The 15,654-nt window shown below is 66.0% G+C and carries 16 protein-coding genes; 11 read left to right on the top strand and 5 right to left on the bottom strand.

Going from position 1 to position 15,654, the window contains the following annotated elements:
* A partial coding sequence (locus RH90_RS11420) for a carbamoyl-phosphate synthase domain-containing protein (RefSeq protein ID WP_010185792.1) occupies positions 1 to 525 on the bottom strand: 525 nt, incomplete at its 3' end.
* A 116-nt stretch (positions 526 to 641) separates the two neighbouring features.
* On the opposite strand from RH90_RS11420, the gene RH90_RS11415 reads away from it, so the two are divergent.
* The 10 genes from RH90_RS11415 to RH90_RS11370 all read left to right on the top strand — a co-directional run bounded on the left by RH90_RS11415 (position 642) and on the right by RH90_RS11370 (position 11,616).
* On the top strand, positions 642 to 1,109 hold the full coding sequence (locus RH90_RS11415; protein ID WP_010185790.1) for a GatB/YqeY domain-containing protein: 468 nt from the start codon (positions 642 to 644) through the stop codon (positions 1,107 to 1,109).
* A gap of 56 nt (positions 1,110 to 1,165) precedes the next feature.
* Complete coding sequence (locus tag RH90_RS11410; RefSeq protein WP_010185789.1) at positions 1,166 to 1,609, top strand: endonuclease domain-containing protein; 444 nt, start codon at positions 1,166 to 1,168, stop codon at positions 1,607 to 1,609.
* Positions 1,606 to 3,483, top strand: a complete 1,878-nt coding sequence (dnaG, locus tag RH90_RS11405; protein ID WP_010185787.1) for a DNA primase — start codon at positions 1,606 to 1,608, stop codon at positions 3,481 to 3,483. The genes RH90_RS11410 and dnaG overlap by 4 nt, the downstream gene beginning before the upstream one ends.
* Positions 3,483 to 5,513 carry an RNA polymerase sigma factor RpoD gene (rpoD, locus tag RH90_RS11400; protein WP_010185785.1) on the top strand — a complete coding sequence of 677 codons (2,031 nt, stop codon included), beginning with the start codon at positions 3,483 to 3,485 and terminating at the stop codon, positions 5,511 to 5,513. The genes dnaG and rpoD overlap by 1 nt, the downstream gene beginning before the upstream one ends.
* Positions 5,514 to 5,704: 191 nt before the next feature.
* Positions 5,705 to 6,592: a hypothetical protein gene (locus RH90_RS11395; RefSeq protein WP_010185784.1), complete on the top strand. Its 888-nt coding sequence runs from the start codon at positions 5,705 to 5,707 to the stop codon at positions 6,590 to 6,592.
* 140 nt (positions 6,593 to 6,732) lie between these two features.
* On the top strand, positions 6,733 to 7,395 hold the full coding sequence (locus RH90_RS11390; RefSeq protein WP_010185783.1) for a DUF6975 family protein: 663 nt from the start codon (positions 6,733 to 6,735) through the stop codon (positions 7,393 to 7,395).
* Between the two features lie 72 nt (positions 7,396 to 7,467).
* On the top strand, positions 7,468 to 8,322 hold the full coding sequence (locus RH90_RS11385) for an AAA family ATPase (RefSeq protein WP_010185782.1): 855 nt from the start codon (positions 7,468 to 7,470) through the stop codon (positions 8,320 to 8,322).
* 117 nt (positions 8,323 to 8,439) lie between these two features.
* On the top strand, positions 8,440 to 8,985 hold the full coding sequence (locus tag RH90_RS11380) for a CHAP domain-containing protein (protein ID WP_010185781.1): 546 nt from the start codon (positions 8,440 to 8,442) through the stop codon (positions 8,983 to 8,985).
* Positions 8,986 to 9,042: 57 nt separating this feature from the next.
* Positions 9,043 to 10,428: a hypothetical protein gene (locus RH90_RS11375; protein WP_010185780.1), complete on the top strand. Its 1,386-nt coding sequence runs from the start codon at positions 9,043 to 9,045 to the stop codon at positions 10,426 to 10,428.
* 9 nt (positions 10,429 to 10,437) lie between these two features.
* Positions 10,438 to 11,616, top strand: coding sequence for a vWA domain-containing protein (locus RH90_RS11370; RefSeq protein ID WP_010185779.1), 1,179 nt, complete (start codon positions 10,438 to 10,440; stop codon positions 11,614 to 11,616).
* A 7-nt stretch (positions 11,617 to 11,623) separates the two neighbouring features.
* Here the strand turns inward: RH90_RS11370 and RH90_RS23440 are convergent, their stop codons facing one another.
* The 4 genes from RH90_RS23440 to RH90_RS11355 all read right to left on the bottom strand — a co-directional run bounded on the left by RH90_RS23440 (position 11,624) and on the right by RH90_RS11355 (position 14,182).
* Entirely contained in the window at positions 11,624 to 11,767 is a 144-nt protein-coding gene (locus RH90_RS23440) for a hypothetical protein (RefSeq protein WP_157134576.1), read from the bottom strand.
* A gap of 155 nt (positions 11,768 to 11,922) precedes the next feature.
* The gene (locus RH90_RS11365) at positions 11,923 to 13,119 is read right to left on the bottom strand and encodes an exo-beta-N-acetylmuramidase NamZ family protein (protein ID WP_010185778.1); all 1,197 of its coding nucleotides are present in this window, start codon (positions 13,117 to 13,119) and stop codon (positions 11,923 to 11,925) included.
* Positions 13,116 to 13,691: a DOMON-like domain-containing protein gene (locus tag RH90_RS11360; protein ID WP_010185777.1), complete on the bottom strand. Its 576-nt coding sequence runs from the start codon at positions 13,689 to 13,691 to the stop codon at positions 13,116 to 13,118. The genes RH90_RS11365 and RH90_RS11360 overlap by 4 nt, the downstream gene beginning before the upstream one ends.
* A complete protein-coding gene (locus RH90_RS11355; protein WP_029625250.1) occupies positions 13,688 to 14,182 on the bottom strand; it encodes a hypothetical protein in 495 nt (164 codons plus the stop codon). Before RH90_RS11355 ends, RH90_RS11360 begins: the two co-directional genes overlap by 4 nt.
* Positions 14,183 to 14,314: 132 nt before the next feature.
* Here RH90_RS11355 and rimO point away from each other — a divergent pair, with 132 nt between their 5' ends.
* Positions 14,315 to 15,646 (top strand): 30S ribosomal protein S12 methylthiotransferase RimO, encoded by a 1,332-nt coding sequence (gene rimO / locus RH90_RS11350; protein WP_010185775.1) that lies wholly within the window; start codon positions 14,315 to 14,317, stop codon positions 15,644 to 15,646.
* Positions 15,647 to 15,654: the final 8 nt, after the last annotated feature.

The following is a 15,654-nucleotide window of genomic DNA, read 5'->3' as shown; positions in this document are numbered from 1 at the left end:
GATCGCCAGGTCCATGCCCTCCAACCCCGGCCACGCCTGCGCCATCGCCAGCAACGCCGGCACATCGAACACGCCATCCGCCACATGCGCGATCACCGCGTTGGGCGCGCCGCCCGCGCGGATCCGCCGCGTGAGAGCCCGCGTATCGACGCCCGAAAGCCCGATCCGCCCGTGCTTCGCCATCCACGCATCGAGCCGCTCGACGCTTCGGAAATTGCTCGGCCCGGTCACGTCCTCGCGCACGATCATGCCGAGCGCATGCGGATTGTCGGCCTCGACGTCGTCGGCATTGGCGCCGACATTGCCGATATGCGGGAAGGTGAAGGTGACCATCTGCCCGGCGAAGCTCGGGTCGGTCATGATCTCCTGATAGCCCGTCATCGCGGTGTGGAAGCACACTTCGCCGACCGCGGCGCCCTCCGCGCCGAAGCCACGGCCCCATACGACCTCCCCGCTGGAGAGCACCAGCACGCCGGTGGCGCCCTCAGGAGCCTTGGACGCGGTCGTAGGATAGGCGTCGGCCATTGCGGCGGGCACTCCGTGAAATTGTCGATGTCGCTAAGCGCTGGGGACTAGAAGCGCATGGACGATGCGTCAATCCGCTAAACCCGCTACGATCATCGACCACCAAAGGAACGATCATGATTCGCGACGACATCAAGGCTGCCCTCATCACCGCGATGAAGGGCGGCGACAAGGCGACCACCGCCACGCTCCGCCTCGTCCAGAGCGCGATCAAGAATCGCGACATCGAGGCGCGCGCCCCACAGTCAAGGGATGGCAAGGCGCCCGACGATGACGACGCGCTGGTGGTCGAAGTGCTGCAGAAGATGGTCAAGCAGCGCCGCGAGTCGATCGAGATGTTCGTCAAGGGCGGGCGCCAGGAGCTCGCCGACGGCGAAGCGGCCGAGGTCGCGGTGATCGAGCGCTTCCTGCCGACGCAGATGGACGAAGCAGCGACTGCGGCGGCGATCGAGGCGATCAAGGGTGAGCTGGGGGCGAGCGGCATGAAGGACATGGGCCGCGTGATGGCCGAGCTGAAGGCGCGCCACGCGACGACGCTCGACATGAGCAAGGCGAGCGCGGCGGTGAAGGCGGCGCTTTCGTAATGAAAGAGGGCGAGCCCCATCTTCCTCCCCTCCCGCTTGCGGGAGGGGACCGAGGGGTGGGCGCGCGCTATCGTCTGGGTAGGCCGACAGCCGAGGTGCGCGACCTGCGCAACAACGCGACGGTGCATGAGGAACTGCTGTGGCGTCAGCTCAAGGGCAAGCGGCTTGCCGGGCTGAAATTCAGTCGGCAGATGCCGATCGCCGGGTATCGGGTCGACTTCGTGTGTCGCGCCCAGAAGCTGATCATCGAGCTTGATGGCAGCCAGCATTCGGAAGCGATTGCCTATGACGAAGCGCGGACTCGTGCGCTTGAGAAAGCCGGCTACCGCGTGATCCGCTTCTGGAACAACGATCTGACGTCGAACATGGATGGTGCGCTGGAGATGATCGCCGCCGCCGCACCTGCAACCGAGCGCGCGCCCACCCCCTACCCCCTCCCGCAAGCGGGAGGGGAGACTGTTGGGCTGGCCTCGCCAGATGCGGCAAGTGAGAAAGCATGACCCTTTCCCCGCAATTCCTCGACGAACTCCGCGCCCGCACGCTGCTCTCCGGCCTCGTCGGCAAGACCACCAAGCTCCAGAAAGCCGGCCGTGAATGGCGCGCCTGCTGCCCGTTCCACAATGAAAAGACCCCGTCGTTCTACGTCAACGACGACAAGGGCTTCTACCATTGCTTCGGCTGCTCAGCGCATGGCGATGCGATCCGCTGGATGACCGACCAGCGCGGCCTGCCCTTCATGGATGCCGTCAAGGAACTCGCGCAAAACGCCGGCATGGAACTCCCGGCAATGGACCGCCAAGCCGCCGAGAAGGCCGAAGCCGCCAAGGGCCTGCACGAAGCCTGCGCCGACGCCGCCAGCTGGTTCACCGACCAGCTCAACGGCCTGGCGGGCGCCACCGCGCGCGACGTGCTCACCAAGCGCGGGATCAAGTCCGAGACCGCGCGCGAGTTCGGGCTCGGCTTCGCCCCCGATTCGCGCGGGAGCCTCAAGGGCGCGCTAAAAGACTATGGCGACCCGCTGCTGGTCGAGGCCGGCCTGCTCATCAAAGTCGACGAAAAGACCCCGTACGATCGCTTCCGCGGCCGCCTGATGATCCCGATCCGCGATCCCCGCGGCCGCACGATCGCGTTCGGCGGACGGATCATCGGCGATGGCGAGCCGAAATATCTCAACTCGCCCGAGACTCCGCTCTTCGACAAGGGCCGCACGCTCTACAATCTCGACAAGGCCGCCCCCGCCACGCGCAAAACCGGCCGCGTGCTGGTGGTCGAAGGCTATATGGACGTCATCGCGCTCGCGCAGGCGGGCTTCCGCGAGGCGGTCGCCCCGCTCGGCACCGCGCTGACCGAAGCGCAGCTCGAGCGGCTGTGGCGCCTCGCCGAAGTCCCGATCCTGTGCTTCGACGGCGACAGCGCCGGGCAGAAGGCCGCGATCCGCGCCGCGCACCGCGCAACGCCGCTGCTCCAGCCCGGCCGCAGCCTCGCCTTCGTCACGCTCCCGCCGGGCGTCGATCCCGACGATCTCGTCCGCACCAAGGGCCCCGGTGCGCTCGAGGCCTTGCTCGCCAACCCCGAGCCGCTGGTCGACCGGCTGTGGGCAAGCGAATTCGCCGCCGAACCGCTCGCCACCCCCGAGCAGCGCGCCGGCCTCAAACAGCGCCTGACCGAAATCGCCAACACGATCGCCGATGCGAACGTGAAGTCCGAATATATCGCCGAGTTCCGCCGCCGCACCGACGCGCTCAACGCCCGCCCACCCCGCGCGCCCTATGTCCCCCGCCCCGCGGGCGGTGGCGGGCGCAAGGGCAACCAGCCGTGGAAGCCCGCCCCCGGCCCGGTCGGCGACGGCGCCAAGGGGATCCACGCACGCGGCATGGACGGCGTGCTGACCAAGCCCGTACTGATCGGATTGCTCCGCCATCCGACCGAAATCGGGCGCCATATCGGCGAGCTCAGCCGCCTCAACATCACCGATCATCGCCTCGCGCATCTGCTCGATGCGATGATAGATGCAGCGCTCGAAGAACAGACGCTTGATAGTGAGCGCCTTCTTACCATATTGGCGACATCTGGATTTGATATAATCGCGCACGATCTGTTGCGGGCCGACCAACTCATGTGTTCGTTCACCCAAAGAGATGCCGAGCCCGCCAGGGCACGCGAGGAGCTCGATGAGGCGATCGCGATCCTGGTGGCGCGGCCTGAAGTGGACGCGGCTCTGGCCGAGGCGACGGCGATGATGCAGACCGATTATTCGGATGAGGCGTTCGAGCGGCAAGTGTCGCTCGTGAAGGAACAACAGGCTCTGGACGCGCGACTCGCCAATCTGGTGCAGTCGAACGAGGATGCCAGGGCTTTTGCTGAGGGCAGTTGATGGCGAAGACGGATATGGCGGATGTCGGTGAAACGACCGAGGGTAGCGACGCACCGCTGATCGATTTGAACGACGCGTCGATCAAGAAGGTGATCGCGCGCGCCAAGAAGCGTGGCTACATTACCTACGAGCAGCTCAACGAAGCCCTGCCGCAAGGCGAGATGTCGTCCGACCAGATCGAGGACATCAGCGCCGCTTTGTCCGAAATGGGCATCAACATCGTCGAGAATGACGAGCAGGGCGAAGAAGGCGACGAGAGCCCCAAGCAGGACGACGAGGACGACGCCGAGACGGCCGAGCCCGGCGAAGACGCCGGCCCCGCGCTCGACGTCAAGAAGAAGGAAGTCATCGATCGCACCGACGATCCGGTGCGGATGTACCTGCGCGAGATGGGCGCGGTCGAGCTGCTCAGCCGCGAGGGCGAAATCGCCATCGCCAAGCGGATCGAGGCCGGCCGCGACACGATGATCCTTGGTCTGTGCGAATCGCCGATCACCTTCAACGCGATCATCGACTGGTCGACCGCGCTCAACGAGGGCACGATGCAGCTGCGCGAGATCATGGATCTCGACGCGATGCTGTCGAAGGACCCCGCGCCCGAATCGCTCACCGACGACGACAGCGATGCGAGCGGCGAGATCAGCGAGAAGACCGCCGGCCCGTCGTTCAAGGAAGAGGCCGAGCCCGAAGAGCCGTCGGTCGACGAGGACGAGGATGGCGAGCGCCGCACCCCGCGTGCTTCGGACGACGAGGAAGAGGACAACACGCTCAGCCTCGCGCAGATGGAGGAACAGCTCAAGCCGATCGCGCTCGAACGCTTCGCCAACATCACCGCGCTCTACAAGAAGTTCTCCAAGATCCAGCAGGCGCGGCTCGACGCGATGGCGGGCGGCGGCGAGCTGTCGAGCGGCGACGAGAAGAAGTATCACAAGCTGCGCGAGGAGCTCACGGCCGAGGTCGAGAGCGTCCAGTTCCACAACGCCAAGATCGAATATCTGGTCGACCAGCTCTATGCCTTCAACCGGCGCCTGACCGCGCTGGGCGGCCAGATGCTGCGCCTCGCCGAGCGCCACAAGGTGCCGCGCAAGGACTTCCTCGATCGCTATATCGGCCACGAGCTCGACGAGCAGTTCCTGTCGTCAGTCGCCAAGATCGATAAGAAGTGGACCGCCTTCGTCACCAACGAGAGCGATGCCGCAGACCGTATCCGCACCGAGATTTCGGAGATCAGCCAGGCCACCGGCATGGCGCTCACCGAGTTCCGCCGCATCGTCAACATGGTCCAGAAGGGCGAGCGCGAGGCGCGGATCGCCAAGAAGGAAATGGTCGAGGCGAACCTGCGGCTCGTCATCTCGATCGCCAAGAAATACACCAACCGCGGCCTGCAGTTCCTGGATCTCATCCAGGAGGGCAATATCGGCCTGATGAAGGCGGTCGATAAGTTCGAATATCGCCGCGGGTACAAGTTCTCGACCTATGCGACGTGGTGGATCCGTCAGGCGATCACGCGCTCGATCGCCGATCAGGCGCGCACGATCCGTATCCCGGTCCACATGATCGAGACGATCAACAAGCTGGTGCGCACCAGCCGCCAGTTCCTCCACGAGCAGGGCCGCGAGCCCACGCCCGAGGAAATGGCCGAGCGTCTGTCGATGCCGCTCGAGAAGGTCCGCAAGGTGATGAAGATCGCCAAGGAGCCGATCAGCCTCGAGACGCCGATCGGCGACGAGGAAGATTCGCATCTCGGCGATTTCATCGAGGACAAGAACGCGATCATCCCGGTCGATGCCGCGATCCAGGCGAACCTCAAGGAAACCGTCACGCGGGTGTTGGCGAGCCTCACCCCGCGCGAGGAGCGCGTGCTGCGCATGCGCTTCGGGATCGGGATGAACACCGATCACACGCTCGAGGAAGTCGGCCAGCAGTTCAGCGTCACGCGCGAGCGTATTCGCCAGATCGAGGCGAAGGCGCTGCGCAAGCTCAAGCACCCGAGCCGTTCGCGGAAAATGCGGTCGTTCCTCGACCAGTAAGCCTGACGGCAACGGTGGCAGGTCGCCACCGTTGCCCGTTTCGAAAAAAGCGCCGCTCAGCCCGCCGAGCGGCGCAATCGCGAGCCGTTACGTACTTTACGTAACGGCGGCCGCCGGAATTCCGCCGCGAGATTGGTCCATTCCGGAGCGAGCGTGTGACGAACGCGGCGGTTTTCCGTACTGCTCGCGCAATGGCGTCCCACCCTGCCCACCCCGCTGATCAATTCGTCACCGCGTCGGACCTCGTCCGGCATTTCGGCGTCTGGCAGGAACGCGCCGCGCGGGCGCCGCTCTACATTCTCCATCGCGGGCGACCGCGCTTCGTGCTGACGACGATCGAGACGATGGATGCGCTGTGCGCGGCGCATCCAGCGGCGCCCCCCGCCGCCGCGGTGATCGACGCGACTCCGGTGCTCGATGCGATTGGCGACCTGGTCCTCCTCGCCGATGCCGAGGGCGGCATCCTCGCCTCGAGTCGCACCGCCCGCGCCTATTTCGGCGCGCTTGCCCGCCCAGGCGCTCCGGTCGTGGCGATCGCCCCGTCCACGGTTCGCGCGCGGCTGACCGCCGTGATCCGCCACGTCATCGACCGGGGAATCGGCGAGCGGCTCGAAATCGCGTCGGCGGCGCGGACCGCGCGGATCTTGCTGCTGACGATCGAGCCCGCCGGCCGCGGCGTCGCGGTGATCGCACAGGACGCCGCGCGCGAGCCCGACGCGTGCGCCGATCGGACGGTCGGCGCGGCCAGCATCGCGGCGTTGCGCGCCGCCGGCGGTGCGCGGATCACGCTCGATCCGAACGGCCGGATCGATCAGCCGAACGCGACGCTCGCCGCGATGATCGACATCGACCCGCTGGCGTTGCGGCAGCGCCCGTTGACCGCCCTCGCCACCGACCAGGCACGCGCCGCGCTCGATGCCGCGTTGACCGGAGTGTTGCGCGATCGCTCCGCCGCCGGGCTCGACAGCGACCTGGTGACCGCGTCTGGCACGCTGCTCCCGGTCCGGATCGGACTCGCCTCAACCGACCGCGGCAGCGTCGGCGGGGGCGCGACGGCGATCATCCTTCCTCGATGTTAAGTTGCTGATCTGGTTTAAGTACCCTTAACCGCCTCTACACCAGCTCTTTACGTCGTTCGGTATATCCCTCGGGTCCACTCCTCGGATCGGACACACCCGCTCCACGCATGGCGCGGGACAAGAGGGACAGTACGGAACACATGGCGAGCGCATCGACTCAAACCACGAAGGCGGAGAATGCGGGCTCGATCGCGGGCTTGGCGGTCGCGGACGGCGTTGCCGGCCATTCGCTGTTCCACCGGCTGACGGCCCCCGGCGTCGCCGGTCGCGACCTTGCCGATACCGTCCACGCCTTGTGCTCGGTCCATGGCCGGCTCAACGCCCTGTTCGACGAAGCCGCGCAGCGCAGCGTCGACGCGCTCGATCAGCGCTGGATGACGGCTGCAGGCGACGCATTCCAGATCGAGCGTGCCTATCTCGCGCATCTCACCGCCGCGGTCGGGCCGCTGCCGTCGACTCCGGGCCAAGCCGAGAGCGATGCCGCCTTTGCCGCGCAGCGCCATACCTTCGACATGCTTGCGCGATCGGACCGGGCGGGCTGCTCGACCGGCGCCGCGCTCGCGCTGGTGATCGACTGGCATGCCTTCCGCACGATCCTCGATGCGGCGGCGCACCGCGCCGGCACGACCGTCACGCCGACACAGCTGCCGACGCTCGCCGAGGCCGCGGCGATCGCCGCCGCCCCGGGCGCAAGCCCCGGCGTGCACCGCGCGATGGCGTTCGGCGCGCAACAGACCTTCGCGCAGCATCGTGGCCTGTGCGATTTGATCGAGTCACGGGCGATCGCGCGCGACCGGCTCTAGCCGCGGCTTGCGCTGCCCGCCCGTTTCCCTCTATCGCCGTACCCGGTATTCAAATGAAACGGGGTTGCGGCGATGAAACGTTTCGAGGGCACACAGGGCTATGTCGCAACCGACGACCTCAAGGTCGCGGTCAACGCCGCCGTAACGCTGCGCCGCCCACTGCTGGTCAAGGGCGAGCCTGGCACCGGCAAGACCGTGCTGGCCTATGAGATCGCCAAGGCGCTCGGCGCCGAGCTGATCGAGTGGAACATCAAATCGACCACCAAGGCGCAGCAGGGCCTGTACGAATATGACGCGGTGGCGCGGCTGCGCGACGGCCAGCTCGGCGACGAGCGCGTCCACGACATCGCCAACTACATCCGCCGCGGCAAATTGTGGGAAGCCTTTACCCGCGACACGCCTCCCGTCCTGCTGATCGATGAGATCGACAAGGCCGACATCGAATTCCCCAACGACCTGTTGCAGGAACTCGATCGCATGGAATTCCATGTCTATGAAACCAAGGAGACGGTCCGCGCGGTCGAGCGCCCGATCGTCATCATCACCAGCAACAACGAGAAGGAACTGCCCGACGCGTTCCTGCGCCGCTGCTTTTTCCACTACATCAAATTCCCCGACCGCGCGACGATGCAGGCGATCGTCGAGGTCCACTTCCCCGGCATCCAGAAGATCCTCGTCAACCGCGCGATGGACATCTTCTACGACGTGCGCGACGTACCCGGCCTGAAGAAGAAGCCGAGCACGAGCGAGCTGCTCGACTGGCTCAAGCTGCTGCTCCACGAGGACATGCCGCTCGACGTGCTGCAGAACCGCGATCCGACCAAGGCGATCCCGCCGCTGCACGGCGCGCTGCTCAAGAACGAGCAGGATGTGATGCTGTTCGAACGCCTCGCCTTCATGGCCAAGCGACAGCAGAACAAGGGCTAAGTGCTTGATCCGCGGCGTGCGAATCGCGGAATGGTAACCTTGTCTTAAACCCTTTCCCGTTACGCGGTCTTTGGGGGGCACCCGGTATCGGATGCCTGTATGCGGATTACCTTTCCCATGTGCCTCTTGGCCGCGCTGCTGCCGATCAGCATGCCGGCGGGCGCCAAGACCTCGTTGCTCAACTATGTCGGCCAATGCGTGCCGTTCGCGCGCGCGGCGTCGGGCATCGCGATCTATGGCGACGCCTGGACGTGGTGGACGCAAGCCGCCGGGCGCTATCAGCGCGGCGACATCCCCCGCCCGGGCGCGGTGATCGTGTTCGAACGCACGTCGCGCCTGCCGCTCGGCCATGTCGCGGTAATCAGCCGCGTCGTCGATCCCCATGTCGTGATGGTGACGCATGCCAATTGGTCGCGCCAGAATGGCGAACGCGGCCATGCCGAGCAGGACGTCACGCTCACCGACGTTTCCGCAAGAGGCGACTGGAGCGCGGTCAAAGTGTGGTATCGCGACATGGATGGGCTCGGCAGCACGATCTACCCGACCTACGGCTTCGTCTATGGCAGCACGCTCGACAATGGCAGCCGCGCCCAGCCCGCGCCCGAACTGACCGGGCGCGATCCCGACTATGTCGGCGCGCTGATCGATTCGTACGTCCGGTAATGCGTTAACCATCGCGCAAGACCGCTTCGCTAGACCCGCGCAATCGGGGGGCAGGCTTTGGTTCAGCGACGTTTCTCTCTTTTCCTCACCGCGATCGTCCTGCTCGGCCTGGCGCTGCGGATCGCCGCCGCGACGGGGGGCCTGTGGCTCGACGAAGCCTGGTCGGCCGAGCTCGCGCATCAGGCAGGAACCCCGCTCGGCGTCTTCCTCAACATCAACCACGACAACAATCACCACCTCAATTCGCTATGGCTGCAGTTCGTCGGCTACGACGCGCCGCCGCTGCTGCAGCGCGCGCTCTCGATCCTCGCGGGAACAACCGCCATCGCGGTTGCGGCTGAGATCTTTCGCGCGCGCGACCACCGCATCGCGCTGATCGCAGCGCTGCTCTTCGCGGTCTCGCCGATGGTCGTGACGATGGGATCGGAAGCGCGCGGCTATGCCGGCATGTCGCTCGCCTTGCTCGTGGCGATCCTGCTGGTCGAGCGCTGGCTGATCGACGAACGCGGCGGGCGGACGCGGATTCGGCTGGCCTTGTGCTTCGCGCTGGGTGCGCTGTCGCAGCTGACGATGCTGTTCGGGTGCATCGCGGTGATCGGTTGGATGTTCTTCACGCTATCCGCGCGGCACGGTGTGATCGCCGCTGCGCAGCGCACGCTTGCACTGTTCCTACCCGCGCTGATCTCGCTCGGCGCCGTGCTGGCGGTGATCTTCGGCGCGGCCTGGGCGAGCCCGACGGGCTTTCAGTTCGGCAGCTACAAACCGTTCGAAATCCTGCTGTTCCTCCACGCAATCGTCGAGATGCTCGGCTATACGATCGGCTGGCCGCTCGTGTCGCTTTGGCTGATACCCGCGGCGCTGATCCTCGTCGTGCTAGCGCGGCGTATCGGCGTTCGGCATGCCCCCCTCTATGCGCTTGCGGTCGCCGCGTTTCCGATCACGCTCGCGATCCTCCACGCCGGAAATCCCGGCTATCCGCGTTACTATCTCGTTGCCTCACTGGCGCTCCTGCTGCTGCTCGCCGAAGCGACCGGCACGATGATCGCGGATCGCGGCACACAGCGCGGCGTCGCGCTGGTCGTGTTGGTCGCGATCGTATGTGGCAGTCTGTGGCAGGATATCGACCTGATCCGGAATCAGCGCGGCGATCCAGGTCAGGTGATCGTCGCACTACACGATCGCGCGCAGTCCGGTGCGGTGGTGCTGCTCGACCGAGAGAGCGGTCTTGCGATGCTGCGTGTCGCGGCGGCGCATCTCCACTACCCGCTCACGATCGTCGAGACCGGCTGCCAACCCGCGCGCTTCCTGTTCGTCGATCGCTTCAAGGGCGAGACGTTCCCGGCCGATCCCGTGCGCTGCGGCATGCGCTATCGTGCGATTGCGGCAGCCAGGGCGAGAGGCCTGTCCGGAACCCACTGGACACTGTACGAGCGCCAGCCCTAGCATACGCCCATGTTCCTGAACTTTCTCGACGAGCTCCGCGCCGCGGGCATTCCGGCCAGTCTCAAGGAGCATCTGCTCCTGCTCGAGGCGCTCGACGCCGAGGTGATCGACCGCACGCCCGAGGATTTCTATTACCTTTCGCGCGCCGTGTACGTGAAGGACGAGGGCCTGCTCGACAAGTTCGACCAGGTCTTCGCCAAGGTGTTCAAGGGCATCGCCACCACCTTCGGCCAGACCAGCGCCGACATTCCGGCCGACTGGCTGAAGGCCGTCGCCGAGAAATATCTGACGCCTGAGGAAATGGCGAAGATCGAATCGCTCGGCTCGTGGGACGAGATCATGGAGACGCTCAAGAAGCGGCTCGACGAGCAGCACGAGCGCCATCAGGGCGGCAGCAAGTGGATCGGTACCGGCGGCACCAGCCCGTACGGCAATAGCGGCTACAATCCCGAGGGCGTCCGCATCGGCGGCGAATCGACGCACAAGCGCGCGCTGAAGGTGTGGGACCAGCGCGAGTTCAGGAATCTCGACAACACCAAGGAGCTCGGCACCCGCAACATCAAGATCGCGCTCCGCCGCCTGCGCAAGTTCGCACGCGAAGGCGCTGCCGACGAGCTCGACGTCGACGCGACGATCAGCGGCACCGCGCGGCAGGGCTGGCTCGACGTCGTGATGCGCGCCGAGCGGCGCAATGCGGTCAAGCTGCTGCTGTTCCTCGACGTCGGGGGATCGATGGACCCGTGGGTCAAGCTTTGCGAGGAATTGTTCTCGGCGGCGACGACCGAGTTCAAGAATCTCGAATTCTTCTATTTCCACAATTGCCCGTACGAAGGCGTGTGGAAGGACAATACGCGCCGCTTCGCCGAGCGCACGCCGATGTGGGACGTGCTCCACAAATTCGGCCACGATTATAAATTGGTGTTCGTCGGGGATGCGTCGATGAGCCCGTACGAGATCACGCATCCCGGCGGCTCGGTCGAGCATTTCAACGAGGAATCGGGCGCGGTGTGGCTACACCGGCTGACAAACACCTATCCGGCGGCAGTCTGGCTCAACCCGATCCCCGAGCAGCAATGGGGCTATTCGCAGAGCCTGCGCATCATCCGCGAACTGATGACCGAGCGGATGTACCCGCTGACGCTCGCCGGGCTCGACGAGGCGATGCGCGAACTGACGCGGAAGCGGTGAGGCCGGCTTAGGCCGGCATCGCCTGGAGCTTCTGCAGATAGGTCTCGACGAGGACGAGGCGGCGCTGGCGGCCCTCCTCGGTCACGGCGCGGGCGGCGGCAAGGCGTTCGGCGACGACACGGCGCATGTAGAAGTGACGATCGGATTCCACGACGTTTCTCCGGCACACGATACGACCCCCCCGGGCCAGCAATCGATGGTATTCCCCATGAATTACCGAACGATAAACCGCCACCTTCGAATCCCGTGCGCGCTTCGAGTCGTTGCGCATGCGCGACGAAACGAGTGTCGCTTTCATCCCAACGCTCAGTAGAGCAGGAATCGCGCGCGCGACTCGGCCCAGGCGGTTTCGTCGGCGCGCGTCAGTGACTCGAGATCGTGCGGGGTCGCCGCCGAATCATCGACCCATTCCCGCAGCCCCGGCCCGCCGTTGATCACGTCGATCGGCAATTTTCCAAAGGCATATTCGTACGGGAAGTCGCGCCACAGGTCGTACTCGGCATAGCGCTCGCGGATCGCCTTGAACGCCAGCGCCTGGATGCGCCACGGGCGGAAGCCGGCGTGATCGTACGACCGGCCCTCCGCATGGATATGAACGCCGCTGCACAACGCCTTGACATGCTTGTGGAATGTCGGTTCGAACCAGATGTCGCGCAGCGTACAGCCGTGGAGCCAGTCGGGCGCGAGCCGGCGCATTTCCGCCACGACAGCGCGCGCGTCCACGTCGGGGGCGCCGAACAGCTCGAGCGGGCGCGTCGTGCCGCGGCCTTCGGACAGCGTCGTGCCCTCGAGCATCACCGTGCCGGGATAGGCGCGCGCCATCATCACATTGGGCGCGTTGGGGCTGGGGTTGATCCATACGCGGTCGGTCGGCCAGCCGAAGCCCGGCGCCGCGTCAGGCTGCCAGCCCTCCATCGCGATGACGCGATAGTCGACATCGAGCTTGAGCAGGTCGATGAACCAGTGGCCGAGCTCGCCCATCGTCAACCCGTGGCGCATCGGCATCGGCCCGGCGCCCACGAAGCTCTCCCAACCCGGCAGCAGCGTCAGCCCCTCGATCGGCCGGCCGATCGGGTTGGGGCGATCGAGCACCCACACCGTCTTGCCGTGCTCGGCTGCGGCCTCGAGCACGTAGCGCAGCGTGGTGATGAAGGTGTAGATTCGCGTGCCGAGGTCCTGCAGGTCGACGAGCATGACGTCGAACGTGCCCATCGACTGCCCGGTGGGTTTGCGCACTTCGCCGTACAGGCTGAACACCGGCATCCCGTAGGTCGGATCGGTGAAGTCGGGCGACTCCTCCATGTTGTCCTGCAGGTCGCCGCGCACGCCGTGCTGCGGGCCGAACATCGCGGTGACGTTGAGCCCCGCCGCGATCAGCGCATCGACCGAATGCGTCAGGTCGGCGGTGACCGAGGCGGGATGCGCGAGCAAGGCGACGCGCTTGCCCTCGAGCGGGGCACGCAGCGCGGGGTCGGCGAGGAGGCGATCGATACCGAAGTTCATGGGTGCTCAGGTGCCGGGAGGGTCGCGATAAAGCAATCCCGGTTGTGGAAATCGGGCGGGCCGTCCGCATGGGCGAGCGCCCAATAGGATTTGGTGCCGTCGGTTTCCTCGACCACCGCCGACAGGCCCATCTGCAGCGGACCGCCAGGAAGATCGGCGAGCGATTGGTCGACCTCGACCAGATAGGCCGAATTGTCGTCGCCGCGATCGACATGCGGATCGGCCGAGAGCGACAGATTCTGCTGCCCCGCGCGATACGATTCGAAGCGATACGCCGCCCACTGTGTCGATGGCGCGTAGTTGAACTCGAAATATCCCGCGGCATCGGGCGCGGCGAGGAACAGCTCGCAGCAGGTCGTCTTCCACAGATCGTCGGCGCGGGTGGAGGCGACCCAATCGGGCAGCACGACATGCTCGTAGCCCGCGACGGTGAAGGTCAGCACGACCGCGTCGCCATCGCGCACGACATCCACACCGACCGCCTCGACCGCGTTTGCCGGCCGGTCCGGGTGTGGCACCAAGGCATAACGCGTCGCGCCCGAACGCGGCGTTCCCGGGGCAAGATCGGTCAACAGCGCCTTTCCTTCTTGTTCCAATCGGGAATTAGTCGCAGCCGACGCTTGCCCCAATAGCTCAGATCCATCGAGACCCGGACCGGCATTGCGGTGTGGGTGTAGATGATCTGGTCGCCACGCTCGCCATCGCCGGTGCTGCAATTTTTCCAGCCCTGCCGGTCGAGCACATCGGTGATCTTGTAGACGGCATATTGATCCTGCGGCTGCCACACCGTCACCTGGTCGAACCCGCCGCCACCATCGCCGCCGACTAGATCGACCGCCGCTTCATACGGCCCCGCGCCCAAGACCATCACGCCGTGGCGGCGGCAGCGCAGGCTTCCCCAATCCGGCTGGACGCAGTCGGTGAAACCGGCGCGGCGCGCGTCCGTCACGCTGCCGCTCACCGGCAGCCCGGCGAAGACGAGGTGCGGCGGCGGCGGCGGCGGTCGCTCGGGCGTGCATCCCGCGAGGAGCAGCAACGCCAGCCAAGGTCTATGATGTGCCATGCAGGCGCATCGATAAGTGCGATCGCGGGATCGGCAAAGCGAAGAAACGGCGGCGCTCGATGAACGCAGGGTGAGACTTGCGCCGCTACCGCTGGAAAATTGCGCCAAACACGCCTATGTGCCGCCCCTCCCATGGCAACAACACTCCCCTCCCCGCCGAAGATCGGCATGGTCTCGCTCGGCTGTCCCAAGAATCTGGTCGATAGCGAGCGGATCCTGACCAAGCTGCGCTCCGATGGCTATGCCATGTCGCCCGATTACGCCGGGGCGGACGTCGTGCTGGTCAACACCTGCGGCTTCCTCGATTCGGCGAAGGAAGAATCGCTCGAAGCGATCGGCGAGGCGATCGCCGAGAACGGCCGCGTCATCGTCACCGGCTGCATGGGCAAGGAAGCGGAGATGATCCGCGCCAAATTCCCCGGCATCCTCGCCGTCACCGGCGCGCATCAATATGAGGAAGTCGTCGGCGCGGTCCACGACGCGGCGCCGATGCCGCCGAGCGCGTTTCTCAACCTCGTTCCCGACAGCGGGCTGAAGCTCACCCCGCGCCACTACAGCTATCTGAAGATCAGCGAAGGCTGCAACCACCGCTGCAGCTTCTGCATCATCCCGAGCCTGCGCGGCGACCTCGTCAGCCGCCGCCCCGACGCGATCCTGCGCGAAGCCGAGAAGCTGATCGAAGCCGGCACGCGCGAACTGCTCGTCATCAGCCAGGACACCTCGGCCTACGGCGTCGATATCCGCCACCAGCCGCGGATGTGGCACGGCGAGGAAGTCCGCGCCCACATGACCGATCTGTCGCGCGAACTCGGCAAATTGGGCGCCTGGGTGCGCCTGCACTATGTCTACCCCTACCCGCACGTCGATCAGGTCATCCCGCTGATGGCCGAGGGGCTGATCCTCCCCTATCTCGACATCCCGTTCCAGCACGCCAGCCGTAACGTGCTGAAACTGATGAAGCGCCCGGCGAACGAGACCAAGGTGCTCGAGCGCATCAAGCAGTGGCGCACGATCGCGCCCGACATCGCGATCCGCTCGACCTTCGTCGTCGGCTTCCCCGGCGAGACCGAGGACGATTTCGCCTATCTGATGGACTGGCTCGAGGAAGCGCAGCTCGACCGCGTCGGCGCGTTCCGCTTCGAGCCGGTCGAGGGCGCCGCCGCCAACGACCTCCCCAACCACGTGCCCGAAGAGATCAAGGAAGAGCGCTACGCCCGCCTGATGGAACTCACCGCGCGGATCTCGGCCGACAAGCTCCAGGCCAAGGTCGGCCGCACGCTCGACGTGATCATCGATGCGGTCGATGACGAGGGCGGTGCGACCGGCCGCTCGAAGGCCGATGCGCCCGAGATCGACGGCGAGGTGTTCCTGCGCGACGCCGGCCACCTCAAACAGGGCGACGTGGTCCCCGTCCAGATCGAGGATGCCGATGAGCACGATTTGTACGGCGTCCCGACGCGCTGAGGCGGCGA

The sequence above is a fragment of the Sphingomonas sp. PAMC 26605 genome (assembly GCF_000241485.1).
Lineage (GTDB): Bacteria > Pseudomonadota > Alphaproteobacteria > Sphingomonadales > Sphingomonadaceae > Sphingomonas.
This window is presented reverse-complemented; position numbering and strand designations above follow the sequence as displayed.